The sequence below is a fragment of the Streptosporangium sp. CA-115845 genome, from assembly GCF_050943795.1.
GTDB lineage: Bacteria > Actinomycetota > Actinomycetes > Streptosporangiales > Streptosporangiaceae > Streptosporangium.
This window is the reverse complement of the sequence record NZ_CP191988.1, coordinates 4,511,281-4,525,560: the sequence shown is the minus strand read 5'-3', so window position 1 is coordinate 4,525,560 and position 14,280 is coordinate 4,511,281. Positions and strand designations below refer to the sequence as shown.

Here is a 14,280-nt window from a genome sequence, read left to right as displayed (position 1 = left end):
CCCGGCCCTCGCCTGGGGCCGGGAGGAACTTCGGAGTCAGGGGGAGCCGTGTGCGCTCGGCACGGCTCCCCGCAGGCGCGCCCGGCCTCACATCGGGGGCTCCGCACCCGGGGCCGGGGGTGTGTTCTTCGGTTCGCGGCGCAGCATGGCCCGCAGTCGCTTCTCGATCGGGTACTCGTACAACCGGTACAGCCCCCACGACAGCAGCACGCTGACCGCCAGCCCGGCCACCGCGTACGGCAGGTGCGCCCAACTGGGCGGCGGGAAGTCGTAGAGCGACTGCCGGCCGAACGCGTGCTTGGCGATCGGGAAGAGCACCAGGAAGTGCACCAGATAGAAGGCGTAGGACCACTGGCCGAGCGCCACCAGCGGGCGGGAGCCGAGCAGGCTGCGCCGACCGGCCAGGTCGTTGGTCGCCGCCGCCGCGATAAGCAGCGCGAACACCACGATGCTGCCCCGGTTGGCGGCCTCGGCCAGCGCGGTCGGCCACAGGCCCGAGACGGACCACGCCCACAGCAGCGCGAAGTAGCCGACCGTGATCGCGGTCGCCGCGCGCAGCCCGAGCGGGCTGCGCCAGCCGCGGCGTACCGCGGCGGCGATCACGATGCCCAGCACGAACTCGCTGACCCGGGCGATCGGCGAGTGGGTGGCGAAGTAGTACAGGTCGGAGGTGAACCAGTTCTCCGGCGTGATCTGCGGATTGGCCAGCCAGAGCCAGACCCGGGTGCCGATGCTGATCGCGATGAGCACGGCGGCGATCGTCACCATCTGGCGCAGCGTGCGCCGCACGATCGGGCGGACCACGAACGGGAAGACCGCGTAGAAGAACGCCTCGCACGACAGCGACCAGGAGACGGTGTGCGGCACGGTGTCGCTCTGGAACGACGCCGGGATCCACGCCTGCACCAGGAGCAGCGTCGCGACCGTCCACCAGACCAGCGAGGTGCCGCCCTCGGTGGGCCAGAGCCGGCCGCCGACGAGCAGCGCGACCGCCGCGACGGTGGTGATGAGCAGCGACGGCCAGATCCTGGCGAAGCGGCGCCAGTAGAACCTCGGCGCGGTGTCGTTCGCAACGAACGTCCAGGTCAGGACATATCCAGACAGGACGAAGAAGAAGGTCACCCCGGCGGTGCCGAGAATGAACAGCTCGTTGAGGTAGGGCAGCGGCAGCAGGATCGCGACGTGGCTGAAGAACACGCCGAACGCGGCGAACCACCGCAGCCCGGTCAGCGACTCCAGCCTCGTCCTGGGTGGTCCCTCGCTCGTGGCCTGCGCGGGCTTGGCGGATACCGAGGTCATCACGACTTCTCCTGTCCGGTGAGGCCGGCCTGCGCGCGGCGCTCGTCGATGAGTGCCGCCTGCTCGCGGACCGTCGCGTGGCGCAGCAGGTCGGGCAGCTCCACCTCGACGCCGAACGCCACCTCGTAGCGCAGGCTGAGGCGGGCCAGGGTGAGCGAGTGGCCGCCGAGGTCGAGGAAGCCGTCGGAGGCGCCGATCTCCCGTACGCCGAGCAGTTCGCGCCAGATGCCGGCGACGGCCTCCTCGGTGCCGCCCCTGATCGGCACCTGGCCGTCCTCGTCGCCCGGGGCCTCGGGGCTGGGCAACTCCCCGCGGGCGATGTCGCCCCGCGCGGTCCTGGGCAGCGCGTCGAGGACGACGACGGAGCCGGGCACCTGGTATTCGGGCAGGTGGGCGGCGAGTTTCCCGGGATCGATCCCGTCACCGGCCACGTACGCGACGAGCCGGTCGTGGCACACGTCCACGATCGCCTCGACCACACCGGGGCGGCCGGCCAGGGAGCGGGCCACCTCGTCGGTGTCCACCCGGAACCCGCCGACGGTGAACATCCGGTCGAAGCGGCCGAGCAGCTCCAGCGAGCCGTCGGGCAGGATCCGGCCCCGGTCCCCGGTGGCGGCGCCGCCGACCTGGATCTCGCCGGGTACGCCGGTGGCGCCGGGTCGCCCGGCCCGGCCGGTGACCTCGATCGGGGTGCCGGCCAGCGGGACACCGAGCGGGACGCCCCTGCGGGGCTCGGCGAGCGGGTCGATCCGGTGGGCCGCGGCCCAGCGCTCTCCGTACAGGGTCCAGGTGGGGACCTGCGCGGCCAGTTCCCGTACCAGGGTGTCCGGGGTGGTGGCCGCGTCGCAGAGCGCGGTGAACGGACGGCCTTCCGGCAGGGCGTTCTCGCGCAGCAGCAGCCGCCACGTGGCCGGTGGGGCGTGCACGACCGTGGCGTCCTCGACCAGGGTCCTCAGCCGCTCGATGTCACGGGCGGCCTTGGGCGGCGCGATCACCAGGTGCGCGCCGGAGGAGAGGGCCAGCAGCATGGCGTCGGCGAGCGCGCCGGCGGCGGGCGGGGCGAAGGTGAGCACGGTACCGGTGGCGCCCAGGCCGATCCGCGAGGCCAGGTCCGCGGCCCGCGCGTAGCCCGCGGCCCGCGGGCCGCCGCCGGCCTTGAGCCGGGCGTACCACCACACGGCGAGGTCGGGGGTGTCGGCGGCCGGTGGTTCGGCCCCCTTGCGCACGGCGGGCGACAGGGCTTCGGCGTGCGCGTCGAGCTGGGCGTAGGTCAGCGTGCCGTCGACGGAGGTGACGGCGGGCGAGTCCGGTGCGCGCCGCGCCCGCCCGGCCAGGACGGCGGCCGGCCCCTCGGCCCCGACGGTCCCGGGCTGGGGCTGGGGCTGGGGCTGGGGCTGGGGGAACCTCGGGGACGCGGGCAGCGCCAGGTCGCCGACCTGACGGTCGGGCTGGGCGCACGCCTCGGTGAGCAGGAGTGTGAACTGCTCGGCGAGGACCTCGACGGTCGCGGGGGCGAACAGGTCGTCGTTGTAACCCCACAGGCCCGCCATGCCGTCGCCGTCGACGCTGAAGTCCACCATCAGGTCGAAGTGCGAGACCTCGACGTCGGGCACGAACTCCGAGGCCCGCACGCCCGGCAGGTTCAGGAAGACGCCGTCGTTGTCGCGTACCCCGAGCCCCGCCTGGAACAGCGGCGTGTGGCTCCGCGGCCGCTGCGGGTGCAACTCGCGCACCAGTTCCTCGAAGGGCATCTCCTCGTGGTCGTGGCCCTCGACGGAGGCATGCCGCACCCGGCGCAGCAGCTCGCGGAAGGTGGGCTCGCCGCGCAGGTCGAGGCGGAGACAGATGATGTTGATGAAGCACCCGACGAGCTCTTCGAGCTCGGGCCGGATGCGTCCGGCGGCGGGTACCGCGGTGACGATGTCGGCCTGGTCGGCGTAGCGCGACAGCAGCACGCCGTAGGCGGCCAGCAGGACGGTGAACGGGGTGGTGCCCTCCTCGCGCGCCATCGCGCGTGCCGCGCCGACGACGTCCGCGGGCAGCCGGGAACGGTGGAAGCGGCCCGCGCGGCTCCGCTGCGGCGGGCGGGGCCGGTCCGAGGGCAGGTCGAGCAGCCGGGGCACGCCCTCCAGGGTCCGCCGCCAGTAGTCGACCAGGCGGACGCGCACCTCCTCGGTGCGCAGCCGCTCGCGCTGCCAGACCGAGAAGTCGGTGTACTGCAGATCCAGTTCGGGCAGGGGCGCCGAGGAGGTGTAGAGGGCCTCGATCTCGCGCCCGACGATGCCGAAGGACGGGTCGTCGAAGACGATGTGGTGGAAGGTCAGCACGAGCACGTGGTCGTCGGGCCCCAGCCTGAGCAGCAGGGCCCGCCCCAGCGGTCCGTGCCGCAGGTCGAACGGGGCCAGGATGTCGTCGGCGGCCATCCGCGCGGCCTCGTCTTCGGGATCGGGCTCGCCGGCCAGGTCGACGGAGCGCAGCACACCGGTGGGCGCGTCGCCGACGCGCTGGACGGGCATGCCGTCGATCTCCTCGACGGTGGAGCGCAGGATCTCGTGCCGCCTGATCACCTCGCAGAGCGCCCGGTCGAGGGCTCCGGCGTCGAGGGGGCCGCGCAGTCGCAGGGTGGCGGGCACATGGTAGAACCCGAATCCCGGATTGAACCTCTCACCGAACCAGATGCGCTCCTGGGTGGAGGAGACCGGTACCCCCTCCTCGGGTATCGCGCGTCGCGGGATGCGATCTCGCTCGCGCCGCCGGCGGGCGATCAGGTCGTGCACATTGTCAGCGCCGTTGGAAATCGTCATTGGTTACCTCACGTCTGTGGGGCGCAGCGTGAATGCGGAATTTCGCGTCAGGATATGTCTTGATCAGTAAGCACATTCGCCCAGCATTGCGGAAAGGCGGCCAACCGGATATGGAGCTGCGAGGGGTGACGGCACTGGTGTCGGGGGCCGGTGGAGGGCTGGGCGCCGCCACCGCGCGCGAGCTCACCGGGGCGGGCGCGCACGTGGTCGTGGCCGACACCGACACCCGTACGGGAGCCGCGGTGGCGGGCGAGGTGGGCGGCACGTTCGTGGAGACCGACGTGACCCGCGCCGAGTCGGTCGAGCACGCCGTGGAGGTGGCCGCGGGACTCACCGGGCCGTTGCGGGTGGCGGTGAGCTGCGCGGGCATCGCGCCCGCCGCCCGCACGCTCGGCCTCGACGGCCGCCCGCACGACCTGGAGACCTTCGAGCGGGCGCTGGCGGTCAACCTGGTCGGCACCTTCAACGTGATGCGCCTGGCCGCCGCCGCGATGGCCGCGACCGAGCCGCTACAGGACGGCGAGCGGGGCGTGGTCGTCAACACCTCCTCCGCCGCCGCCGAGGACGGCCAGGCCGGTCAGACCGCCTACGCCGCCTCCAAGGGCGCGGTCGCCGCGCTGACCCTGCCGGCCGCCCGCGACCTGGCCTCGGTCGGCGTACGGGTGTGCGCGCTCTCCCCCGGCCTGTTCGACACTCCGCTGTTCGGGGCGATCCCGCCTGAGTTCCGGCGCCCGCTGGTACGGCAGATCGTCTTCCCGCCCCGGCTGGGAACGCCGCGGGAGTTCGCCCGCGCGGTCCGGGCCGTGTGCGAGCTGGGCTACCTCAACGCGACGGTCGTCCGCCTGGACGGCGGCCTGCGCCTGCCGAACACGTGACCGGTTCGTGGAACCCGTGAACGCGGTGGAAATCGTGAACGCCCGGACGTCTCGCCGGCGGGATGCGGGGTAGCGTTCCGTACGTTTCCAAGGTCACCGATCGAGGGAGAGAGAAATGCTCAACCCACCCGACGGAATGCCGAGAATCACCCCTGTCCTCTTCTATGCCGACCCCGAAAAAGCCATCGAATGGCTCATCCAGGTGTTCGGATTCGAAAAGCGGAAGGTGCTGAACGACGACGGCTCCATCGTGCACGCCGAGCTGTCGTTCGGCGAGGGGGTCGTGCAGCTCGCCGGGACGGGTGACGGCCGCAGGCACGAGCCGCGGGGCCAGGGCGAGCCGCGCCAGAGCCTGTACGTGTTCGTCGACGACGTGGACGGGCATCACGAGCACGCGCGGAAGGCCGGGGCGGTGATCCGCGACAAGCCGGGCACCCGCTTCTACGGCGACCGCAACTACACCGCCGAGGACCTGGAGGGCCACCACTGGGTCTTCGCCCGCCGGGTCGAGGAGATCCCGTACGACGAGATCGACACCCCGTGAGCGCCGTAGAGCAGGTCAGGGAGCTGTACGAGCGCTACCCCTGTCCCTCCCTGACCGTCGGCGACGACCTGATCCTGGACCTGGCGCTCGGCATCGGCATGGTCGCCAGGGACAAGACCCTGGCCGGCAAACGGGTGCTGGACGCCGGCTGCGGCACCGGCCACCAGTTGCTCGGGCTCGCCTCGCAGTATCCGCGGGCGAGCTTCACCGGCATGGACCTGTCGCGGTCCTCGCTCGACGTGGCCGGGGAGTTGCGCGAGCGCAACGGGCTGACCAACGTGGAGCTGGTACGCGGCGCCATCGGCGGGGACGGGTTCGAGGGTCCCTACGACCTCATCGTGATGACCGGGGTGCTGCACTGCCTCGACGACCCCCGCGCGGGCCTGGCCTGGCTGGCCGAGCGGCTCTCCCCCGGCGGCCTGATGTACCTGTGGCTCTTCCACAGCTTCGGCGAGCACCAGCGGCTGATCGACCGCGAGCTGGTACGGCTGCTCTCGGGCGGTGACACCGGCGAGCAGGGCCTGTCGGTGGTGCACCGGCTGGGCCTGGGCCGCTCCGCGGGCCGCTACGGCACGCACTCCTCGGCGACCGGCGACCCGCGCGACCAGGACGTGCTGGACGCCGACGCCTACCTGCACCCGGTGATGCGCACCCACCGCTTCGGCGACGCGGCCCGCCTGTTCGAGGGCCTGGACGGGATCGGCTGGGTCGCGCTGAACGGCGTCAACTGGGACGGCGGCGGCAAGATCCTGGACCTGGGCCGCCGCCACCCCGTCTCCCCGGTCTTCCTGTCGGACGCCGACCTGTTCGACGACGAGGAACTGCTGGCCCGCTACGCCGCCCTGCCCGCCGCCGAGCGGGCCGCGGTGATGGAACTGCGCCTGGCCCCGACCGGCTTCACCGTCGTGGCCGGCGCCCCGGGCGCCGAGCAGCTCTGCGAGTCCAGGATCACGGGCAACATCCTGCTCAGGAACCACTAGTGGTCAGGGCCTTGCCTGGTCGACGCGCCGGCGGGAACCGGCTCCGGCTGTGGGCCTTCCGCCGAGCCGGAGCAGGATCACGCCGAGCACCCGATCCGTTCGGACGGTGCCGAAGTGCCGGGAGTCTCTGCTCGCCTCGGCGTTGTCGCCGAGGAGCACGATGTGCCGGGGCGGAACGACACCGGTGGGATGCCGGGCCCAGGAGGGCAGGCAGGCCGGCTCCGGATCGCCCGGCACCGCGGCGACCCGTTTGACCATCCACCGGGAGCCTCCGGCCCCGGTCGGATCGCCCGGCCGGCAAGGTCCCGGCTCCTCGACCACCACGATGTCACCGTTACGCAGCCGCTCACCCGGCGTCCGGCGGACCAGCACCCGGTCTCCGGGGCGTGGCACCGGTGCCATGCTCAGCCCGCTGACCGACAGCGCGACGAGGTGCCCACGGAGCAGGACGGCTGCGGCCACGACGGCGAACGCGAGCACCAGCACCGCGCCGGCACCGATCAGAACGGCGCTCACCGGGCCCCCTCCGACGTCGAAGGACGGTAGCCGGCCGCCTGCAGCTCGAAGAGCCGGGCGTACGCACCGCCGCGTATCAGCAGCTCGTCGTGCGTGCCCCGCTCGGCGATCCGCCCGCCGGACAGCACGACGATCAGATCGGCTTCGCGTACGACGCCCAGCCGGTGGGAGACCAGCACACTGGCCAGTCCGCGCCGGTGCTCCCGGAGCCGGGCGTGCACCTCATGCTCGGCCTTGGCGTCCAGGGCGGAGCTCGGCTCGTCAAGAACGAGCAGATCGGGCCGGTCGAGCACGAGACCCCGGGCTATCGACAGCCGCTGCCACTGCCCGCCGGAGAGGACCACCCCGGTGTCCGGGTCGGCGCGGTCGGCTTCGGAGAAGAAGATCCGGGTCAGCAGCGTCTCGTAACCGTGTGGGAGGGCGGCCAGGACGTCGTGCACACCGGCGCGATCCGCCGCGCCCTCGATCCGGTCGTCGTCTCGCAGAGCGGTCAGGTCGCCGATGGCGATGTTCTCCCGCGCCGTGAGGTCATAGGGGAACGCGTCCTGAAAGACGGCCCGGATCCGGCGTCTCAGCTCCGCCGGGTCGAGGTCGCGCAGATCGACGCCGTCCCAGAGCACCTGCCCACGAGTCGGATCGTAGAGCCGGCACAGCAGTTTTATCAGCGTGCTCTTCCCGGCTCCGTTGAGCCCGACCACGGCGGTCGAGCGCCCCGCGGGGAGTGTCAGGTTCACCCCGCGCAACACCCACGGCTGGTCGTCGGCGTAACGGAACCACACATCGCGCAGCTCGATCCCGCCCCGCAGGGGTGTCACCGGCAGGGGCCCGTCGCGTACCGGCAGATCTGGCCCGGCGTCGACAACGGTCAGGTAGTGACCGAAGAGCAGCAGCGCCTGATGCACGGACACGATCTCGGTCACCAGAGCGGCAAGGGCACCCTGTACCGTGCCGACCGCGGCGACGACGAGCACCACGTCACCGACGGTCAGGGCGCCCCCGGCCGCGGCGCGTACCGCCCACAGCAGCAGACCGGCCGCCACCGCGGCGCCGAGCACCGCCAGCCCGCCCTGAAGTCTCAGCTCCCGCCGGTCGATCCGGCGGTGTGCGCCCTGGATCGTGCGGATCTCCGTGGCCATGCGCTGCCACAGGTACGGTCCGGCACCGAACAGGCGCAGTTCCTTGGCGGCCTGCGGGCTGATCAGCAGGCCGGAGTAGAACAGTTCCCGCCGCTCGGCCTGTCCGGTCTCGACCATCATCGCCGCCCGGCGCCTGCTCAGCGCCAGCTCGGCCAGCAGAGCCGGTACGGCGGCAAGCAGGACCGCCACCGCCACCCAGGGCCCGAGCAGGAGCAGGGAGCCGGCGAAGCCGATGATCGTGAGCAGTGCCTGGATGACCCCCAGCCCGCCGTCCACCACCATTCCCGGACTGCTGACCCCGCTGGACCTGGCGATCTGGAGACGGTCCAGGAAGACCGGATCCTCGAAGCGGCGCAGCCCCACGAAGCGGTCCACCGAGGTGTAGAGACGCGAGGTGGCGAGCAGGCTCACCCGCCGGTCGCTCTCGGCCCGCAGGTAGCGGGTGGCGTGCGGCATCAGCGCGGCGGTCACCCCGACGGCCCCAAGCGCGGCGGCCGGCCCCAGCAGGTCGGGCCACCGCAGCGGCCCGGCCACCAGCCGGTCGATCACGACTTTGGTCAGCCAGGCGACCGAGGGCGGCGCGAGCCCGCTCAGCAGCGTCACCACCAGATACGCGGCGATCTGCGCCGGGGCGGCCTGCCGGGCGAGTGACAGCGCTCGCCCGGCTGCGCGGAACGGCATCGGTGCGGCGAGATCAGCCGGCGGCCGGGAGGGCCACGGCATCGCGGTCGACGACGGGGGCGAGCTCGTAGCCGGACGCGGCCACCACGCCCTCCTCGACGAGGACGAACGCGGGGAAGCCACTCACCCCGAACGCCTGCTGCACCGGCCCCCGATCGGATTCCACCACGACGGTGGCCACCGGCTCGACGAACTACGGCACGGCGACCTCGCGGTGCGTCCCGGACTGCAACTCGCCTACCGGGGCCTCAGCCCGGCCACCGCCCGGGTGTTCGCGCTGCTCGGCGGGTTGAACGTCCCCTCGTTTCCGGAGTGGCCGGTGGCCGCGCTACTGGACGCCGAACCGGCCGCGGGGGCTGTCGCGCTGGAGGAACTGCTCGACGCCCGGCTGCTGGACGACCTCGGCCCCGATCGGGCAGGCCAGCCGCGTTACCGGTTTCACGCGGTCACCCAGCTGTACGCGCGCGAGTGCCTGGAAGCCGAGATCGGCCGGTCCGAGTGGATCGCCACGCTGGCCCGGACCGCCGGCGGCTGGCTGGCCCTCGCCCGGCAGGCCCAGGAGCGCCTGCACAACGACCGGTTTCACCTTGACGACCGGAGCGGTCCTCCGGTTGTCGCCGACCCGCGCGCGGCCGTCGTCGCCGCCCGCCGGCCCATCGAATGGTTCGAAGCCGAACGGGAGAGCGTGGCGGTGCTGGTCCGGGCGTGCGCCGAGACCGGTCTGACCGCGACAGCACGTGGCCTGGCCGGCTGCAGCGCCGAATTCTACGACTTCCGAGGCTATTACGATGACCTGCGGCAGATCTTGGAGACGGCACTGACCGCCTGCCGACAGGTCGGCGATCGCCTCGGCGAGGCGGCGATGCTCCGAGGGCTCGGTCACTGCCTGGTCGAGCTCGACGACATGGATGAGGGTCTGGCCGTGCTGCACGCCGCGCGCATGCTGGCTGAAAGGGTCGGCGATCCGTCCGGGGCCGCGCTGGCCCGCCGGTACATCGGTTTCACCCTGGGGCTGACCGGCCGGCTCGACGAGGCCGAAACGGAGCTACGTGCCGCCGTGCGGGAACTGCGGCTCACCGGACAGCGGTCCGCCGAGGCCGTTGCCCTCGCCAGCCTCGGGTTCGTGCTGCGGCAGCGCGGTGACGCCGCCGAGACCGTCGACGTCCTTCGCGCGGCGTCGCTCATCGCTCGATCGTGCGATGACCGGTTCGCTCAGGCCATCAGTTCACGAGGCCTATCCGGGGCTTTCCTGGCCCAGGGGAAGATCCAGGAGGCGCAGCGGGCGGCCCGACGATCCGTCACACTCTTCGAACAGGTCGGTGATCTGATCGGCACCGCCCAGAGCCTGCGGGTGCTCGGCGAGGCACTCGCGCACGAGCCGCACAGACTGGTCGAGGCCGAACGGGTGCTGGGCGGCGCTGTTCCGTGAGCGAGGGCACAGCTGGGGATTGGCCCTCACCGAGCTGAGCCTCGGCGAGGTGGAGCTCAGCCGTGATGCCGAGGGGGCCACCGACCGCCTTCACCGTTCTCTGCGCTACTGGACCGACAATCAGGTGCCTGCTCTGCAGGCGCGTACGCTCGTCGCGCTCGCGTCCGCCGCCGAACGGGCGGGTGACCCTGACGCGCGGAGACTGCTGGCCAGTGCCCATCGGATCTACCGGGAGCTGGGCATACCGGCCGCGAGTGCCCTCAACGACACCGCGCCGCCCTGAGAAACGACAACGACGCGGGACACCGGCGTTCCACCGCGCTGCCGGGATCACGCCCACCGGACGTGCGCGTGCCGAGCGCGTCCGGCGACCGACGATCGCCGGAGCCTCGCGGATCAGCTCGTCATCGACGAGCGCCTCCACCATGAACAGCGCGAAGTCCACCCGCCGGGTGATGTCGCCGGTGAGAACGGGGTCACTGACGCGAACGCCGCAAGTAGCCAATCGCTTTGGCGGCTTCCGGCTCATCACGCGAGCCCGAGTCGACGCCCTGGAATGGGCACGGAAAACGAGTACGGCGAACGGTCGATGACCGCCCGCCGTACTCGTCAGTGGATCGTCATCCGATCAGAGCCGTTGCCACTCAGAGCCGTTGCCACAGGGCGGGAACGTTCGGCGGCTCCCAGCCGGGCAGTGAGGTGTGACCCTGCAGGCATCGGTAGCTGACGCCGTTGTAGGTCACGGTGGCCCCCACCGCGTACGAGGTCCAGGTCTGCCAGGTGGTGTCACCCTGCCCGCCGCTGACGGTGAGACTGAAGGTGGCCGAGCGGTCGGCGCTCGCGCCGTCCGCGTTGAGGTTGATCGTGTAGGTCCCCGCGGGGGTGCTCGCCGAGGTGGCGATCGTGACCGCGGAGGACTGGCCGGAGTTGATGTTCGCCGGGCTGAAGGACGCGGTCGCGCCGGAGGGCAGGCCGGAGGCGCTCAGCGCGACGGCCTGCGCGCTACCGGAGGTCACCTGGGTGCTGAGCGTCGCGCTTGCCGACTGGCCGGGCTGAACCGAGGCCGAGGACGGGCTCACCGAGACCGAGTAGTCGTTGACCGGAGGAGGAGTGTCCCCCACGGCGAGCTTCCACAGGGCGTTGGCGGCGGCGTCCGCGTTGCGGTCCAGCGCGGTGGTGTTGATGTTGGAGGTGGTGTCGCAGGCGGAGTGGTAGCAGCGGTCGAAGGCCTGGCCCGCGGTGCCGCCCCACTTGGCGGCCTGAGCCGAGCTCTTCACACTGGAGGCGCCGGTGAAGACGCCGCCCACCTTGATGCCCGCGTTCTTGAACGGGGCGTGGTCGCTGCGGCCGTCGCCCTCGGTCTCGATCTCGGTCGGGACGTTGATCGTGGCGTAGTAGTCCTTGAAGATCTTCTCGATGTCCGGGTTGTCGTCGTAGACGAAGTAGCCCGGGTTCGGCGAGGCGGTCATGTCGAAGTTGAGGTAGGTCTCGACCCCGGTCGCGCCACCGTTCTGGACGTAGTGGGTCGAGCCGCGCAGGCCGAGCTCCTCGGCGCCCCACCAGGCGAAGCGGACGTGCTTGGTCAGCGTGGGGTTGCGGTTGGCCAGCGTCAGCGCGACCTCCAGCAGGCTCGCCGAGCCCGAGCCGTTGTCGTTGATGCCGGGACCGGCCGCGACGCTGTCCAGGTGGCTGCCCAGCATGATCGTCGGACCGGTGGGGCCGGCCGGCCAGTTGGCGATCAGGTTGGAGTGGGTCTGGCCGTTGTAGGTGAAGTTCTGCACCGTCGTGCTGTAGCCGGCCGCGTCGAGCCTGCCCTTGATGTAGTTCAGCGAGGCGGTGTAGCCAGAGGTGGCCGAGGCCCGGTTGCCGCCGTTGCCGGAGGCGATGGACTGCAGCTGGTTCAGGTGCGCCGTCACGTTGGCCACCGGGATGTCCGGGCTGGTCGGGTCGGGCGGGTTGCCGCCGGTGACGGTCAGCGAGTAGCCCGCCGTCCGGTCCACGTCGGCGCCGTCGGCGGTGACCGTCACCGCGGAGGTGCCGCTGGGCGTGCTCCCCGAGGTGGCCAGCGTCAGCGTCGAGGTCTGGCCCGCCGTGATGGTGGCCGGGCTGAAGGACGCGGTCGCGCCGGAGGGCAGACCGGAGGCCCGCAGCGTGATGGACTGGGCGCTGCCGCCGGTCACCGTGGTCCCCACGGTGGCGGTGGTGGACTGGCCGGCCTGCACGCTGCCCGAGGCCGGGCTGAGGGAGACCGAGAAGTCGTTGCCGGGCGGGTTCACCGTGCAGGTCGCCTCGCCGTTCTGCACCGGGACGTTGACCGCGGCCCACGCGGCCTTGGTCGCGTTGACCTCGACGCAGCTGTTCGGGAAGAGCTGCTTGGCCGCGGCCACGGTGGTCAGGCGCGCCTTGGCGTGCGTCCACGGAATGGTCTTGCTGTTCAGGCCGCCCATGAAGATCTGGCCGGCCTTCTGAAGGCCGATGCCGGTCAGGCCGGCCGGTCCGGAGCAGACGGTGCTGGCGGGCTTGCCGGGCGGGTTGGTGCCCTCGGCGAGCAGGTAGAACCAGTGGTTCTGCGGCCCGGCCGCCGCGTGCACCTCGGTGTTGGGGATCGAGGAGCTGTAGCAGTTGGGGTCACCCAGCGCGCCGGGGTTGTACATGTTGCGGATCGGACCCTGGCCGACCAGGTTGACCTCCTCGCCGACCAGGTAGTCCGGCGGGTCGGAGGCGTTGGCGGCGAAGTGCTCGGTCAGCGCGCCGAAGATGTCGCCGGTCGACTCGTTCAGGCCACCGGCCTCGTTGCCGCTGCCCGCCCCGCCGGAGCCGGAGAACTGGAAGATCGCGTGGCCGTACTCGTGGCCGACCACGTCCATCGGGGTGGCCTGCTGGTTGTTGGCCTGGTTGTGGCCGAAGTTGGTGTAGGACCCGTTCCAGTAGGCGTTGACCTCGTTCAGGCCAACGCGGGCCGGGAAGGCGCCGCCGGAGCCGTTGAACCCGTTACGGCCCAGCCAGTCGCGCAGCATGTCCCATTCCTTCTGGGCTCCGTACAGGGCGTCGACACAGGCGGTCTCCAGGCTGGTGCCCTGGCCGTTGCCCCAGGCGTCGTCGGTCCCGGTGTAGGCGGTGCCGCCCTGCCCACCGCAGCGCAGACCCGGCCTGGTGGTGTCGGTCATCGAGTACGAGCTGCCGGAACCCGAGGTCTGGATGGTCAGCGGGCTGCCGTTGTAGAAGCCGGTGCCGGTGCCGGCGCGGACGTCGTCGTAGGAGTCGACGACCGACCCGTCGAGGGCGTCCACGAAGACGTGCAGGACGCTCGGAGCCTCCTTGGTGGCGCCGGTGACGACCACCTCCCACGCCGGCCTGGGCTGCCTGCCGGCCGCGTGCACGACCAGCCGGGGGGTGCTCACGCTCTCCACGGTCGGCAGCTTGCCGCGGGCGGTGACCGCCGCGGTGGCGGCGTCGATCTTGCTCTTGACGTCCACCTTGATCTCGGCGCGCTGGCCCGAGGCCACGGACCCGACCTCCTGGCCCGTCCGGTCGGTGGTGACGATCACGTCACCGCCGTAGACGGGCAGCCCGCGGTGGGTGCGGGAGTAGGTCAGGTACTGCAGGCCGCGGGTTCCCACGATGGTGTTCGTGAGCGTGAACTCGTCCTCCACCGTTTTGAACAGGGCGTCGGACCTGGCGGCGAGGGCGCCGGCGGCGCTGGAGACCGCGCGCTTGCGGGATTCGGGATCCGGCTGCGCGAACGCCGGCGGATCTGCGGATATGGTGCGGGCGGCGATGCCCGCGGGGGCTGCGGCGGCGCCGGCGGCGCTCACCGCTGAGGTCGTGGTCATGGCGACAGCGGCCAGTACGGCGACCGCGCCCAGCTTGACCTTGGGATTCACTCGGGGTGACTCCTCTCGGTGTCCCTTGGGGGGTTGGAGGGATGCAAGGAGCCCTGACGTTTTGGGCTGGACCAAAGCTGACACCGTGAGCGCGGGGCGAGTACCCTACGAAATTGCATAACTTCGCGATAT

The 14,280-nt window shown here is 71.8% G+C and carries 11 protein-coding genes; 5 read left to right on the top strand and 6 right to left on the bottom strand.

Annotation, left to right across the window (positions count from 1 at the left end):
• Nucleotides 1-87: 87 nt before the first annotated feature.
• Together ACQP0P_RS22820 and ACQP0P_RS22815 are read right to left on the bottom strand one after the other, a co-directional pair.
• Entirely contained in the window at nucleotides 88-1,299 is a 1,212-nt protein-coding gene (locus tag ACQP0P_RS22820) for an acyltransferase family protein (RefSeq protein WP_433380542.1), read from the bottom strand.
• Entirely contained in the window at nucleotides 1,299-4,103 is a 2,805-nt protein-coding gene (locus tag ACQP0P_RS22815; RefSeq protein ID WP_433380539.1) for a condensation domain-containing protein, read from the bottom strand. The genes ACQP0P_RS22820 and ACQP0P_RS22815 overlap by 1 nt, the downstream gene beginning before the upstream one ends.
• A gap of 110 nt (nucleotides 4,104-4,213) precedes the next feature.
• Here ACQP0P_RS22815 and ACQP0P_RS22810 point away from each other — a divergent pair, with 110 nt between their 5' ends.
• From ACQP0P_RS22810 to ACQP0P_RS22800, 3 genes are all read left to right on the top strand, one after another.
• Nucleotides 4,214-4,978 (top strand): SDR family NAD(P)-dependent oxidoreductase, encoded by a 765-nt coding sequence (locus ACQP0P_RS22810; protein WP_433380536.1) that lies wholly within the window; start codon nucleotides 4,214-4,216, stop codon nucleotides 4,976-4,978.
• Between the two features lie 115 nt (nucleotides 4,979-5,093).
• Nucleotides 5,094-5,522 (top strand): VOC family protein, encoded by a 429-nt coding sequence (locus tag ACQP0P_RS22805; protein ID WP_433380533.1) that lies wholly within the window; start codon nucleotides 5,094-5,096, stop codon nucleotides 5,520-5,522.
• The gene (locus tag ACQP0P_RS22800) at nucleotides 5,519-6,502 is read left to right on the top strand and encodes a class I SAM-dependent methyltransferase (protein ID WP_433380530.1); all 984 of its coding nucleotides are present in this window, start codon (nucleotides 5,519-5,521) and stop codon (nucleotides 6,500-6,502) included. Before ACQP0P_RS22805 ends, ACQP0P_RS22800 begins: the two co-directional genes overlap by 4 nt.
• 3 nt (nucleotides 6,503-6,505) lie before the next feature.
• Here ACQP0P_RS22800 and ACQP0P_RS22795 read toward each other — a convergent pair whose 3' ends face one another.
• The 3 genes from ACQP0P_RS22795 to ACQP0P_RS22785 are packed head-to-tail and all read right to left on the bottom strand — an operon-like array spanning nucleotide 6,506 to nucleotide 9,016.
• Entirely contained in the window at nucleotides 6,506-7,018 is a 513-nt protein-coding gene (locus tag ACQP0P_RS22795) for a S26 family signal peptidase (protein ID WP_433380528.1), read from the bottom strand.
• Complete coding sequence (locus tag ACQP0P_RS22790) at nucleotides 7,015-8,835, bottom strand: ABC transporter ATP-binding protein (RefSeq protein WP_433380525.1); 1,821 nt, start codon at nucleotides 8,833-8,835, stop codon at nucleotides 7,015-7,017. The genes ACQP0P_RS22795 and ACQP0P_RS22790 overlap by 4 nt, the downstream gene beginning before the upstream one ends.
• Before the next feature lie 13 nt (nucleotides 8,836-8,848).
• A complete protein-coding gene (locus ACQP0P_RS22785) occupies nucleotides 8,849-9,016 on the bottom strand; it encodes a hypothetical protein (protein WP_433380522.1) in 168 nt (55 codons plus the stop codon).
• A gap of 33 nt (nucleotides 9,017-9,049) precedes the next feature.
• On the opposite strand from ACQP0P_RS22785, the gene ACQP0P_RS22780 reads away from it, so the two are divergent.
• Both ACQP0P_RS22780 and ACQP0P_RS22775 read left to right on the top strand, forming a co-directional pair.
• Entirely contained in the window at nucleotides 9,050-10,264 is a 1,215-nt protein-coding gene (locus tag ACQP0P_RS22780; protein WP_433380519.1) for a tetratricopeptide repeat protein, read from the top strand.
• A gap of 19 nt (nucleotides 10,265-10,283) precedes the next feature.
• Nucleotides 10,284-10,547, top strand: coding sequence for a hypothetical protein (locus ACQP0P_RS22775; protein WP_433380517.1), 264 nt, complete (start codon nucleotides 10,284-10,286; stop codon nucleotides 10,545-10,547).
• A gap of 361 nt (nucleotides 10,548-10,908) precedes the next feature.
• On the opposite strand, the gene ACQP0P_RS22770 is transcribed toward ACQP0P_RS22775, so the two are convergent.
• Nucleotides 10,909-14,148 carry a M28 family peptidase gene (locus ACQP0P_RS22770; RefSeq protein ID WP_433380514.1) on the bottom strand — a complete coding sequence of 1,080 codons (3,240 nt, stop codon included), beginning with the start codon at nucleotides 14,146-14,148 and terminating at the stop codon, nucleotides 10,909-10,911.
• Nucleotides 14,149-14,280 lie beyond the last annotated feature (132 nt).

Coding starts and splice junctions, on each gene's coding strand:
- ACQP0P_RS22820 (WP_433380542.1), bottom strand. CDS start 1,299: ATGACCTCGGTATCCGCCAAGCCCGCGCAGGCCACGAGCGAGGGACCA.
- ACQP0P_RS22810 (WP_433380536.1), top strand. CDS start 4,214: ATGGAGCTGCGAGGGGTGACGGCACTGGTGTCGGGGGCCGGTGGAGGG.
- ACQP0P_RS22790 (WP_433380525.1), bottom strand. CDS start 8,835: ATGCCGTTCCGCGCAGCCGGGCGAGCGCTGTCACTCGCCCGGCAGGCC.
- ACQP0P_RS22805 (WP_433380533.1), top strand. CDS start 5,094: ATGCTCAACCCACCCGACGGAATGCCGAGAATCACCCCTGTCCTCTTC.
- ACQP0P_RS22815 (WP_433380539.1), bottom strand. CDS start 4,103: ATGACGATTTCCAACGGCGCTGACAATGTGCACGACCTGATCGCCCGC.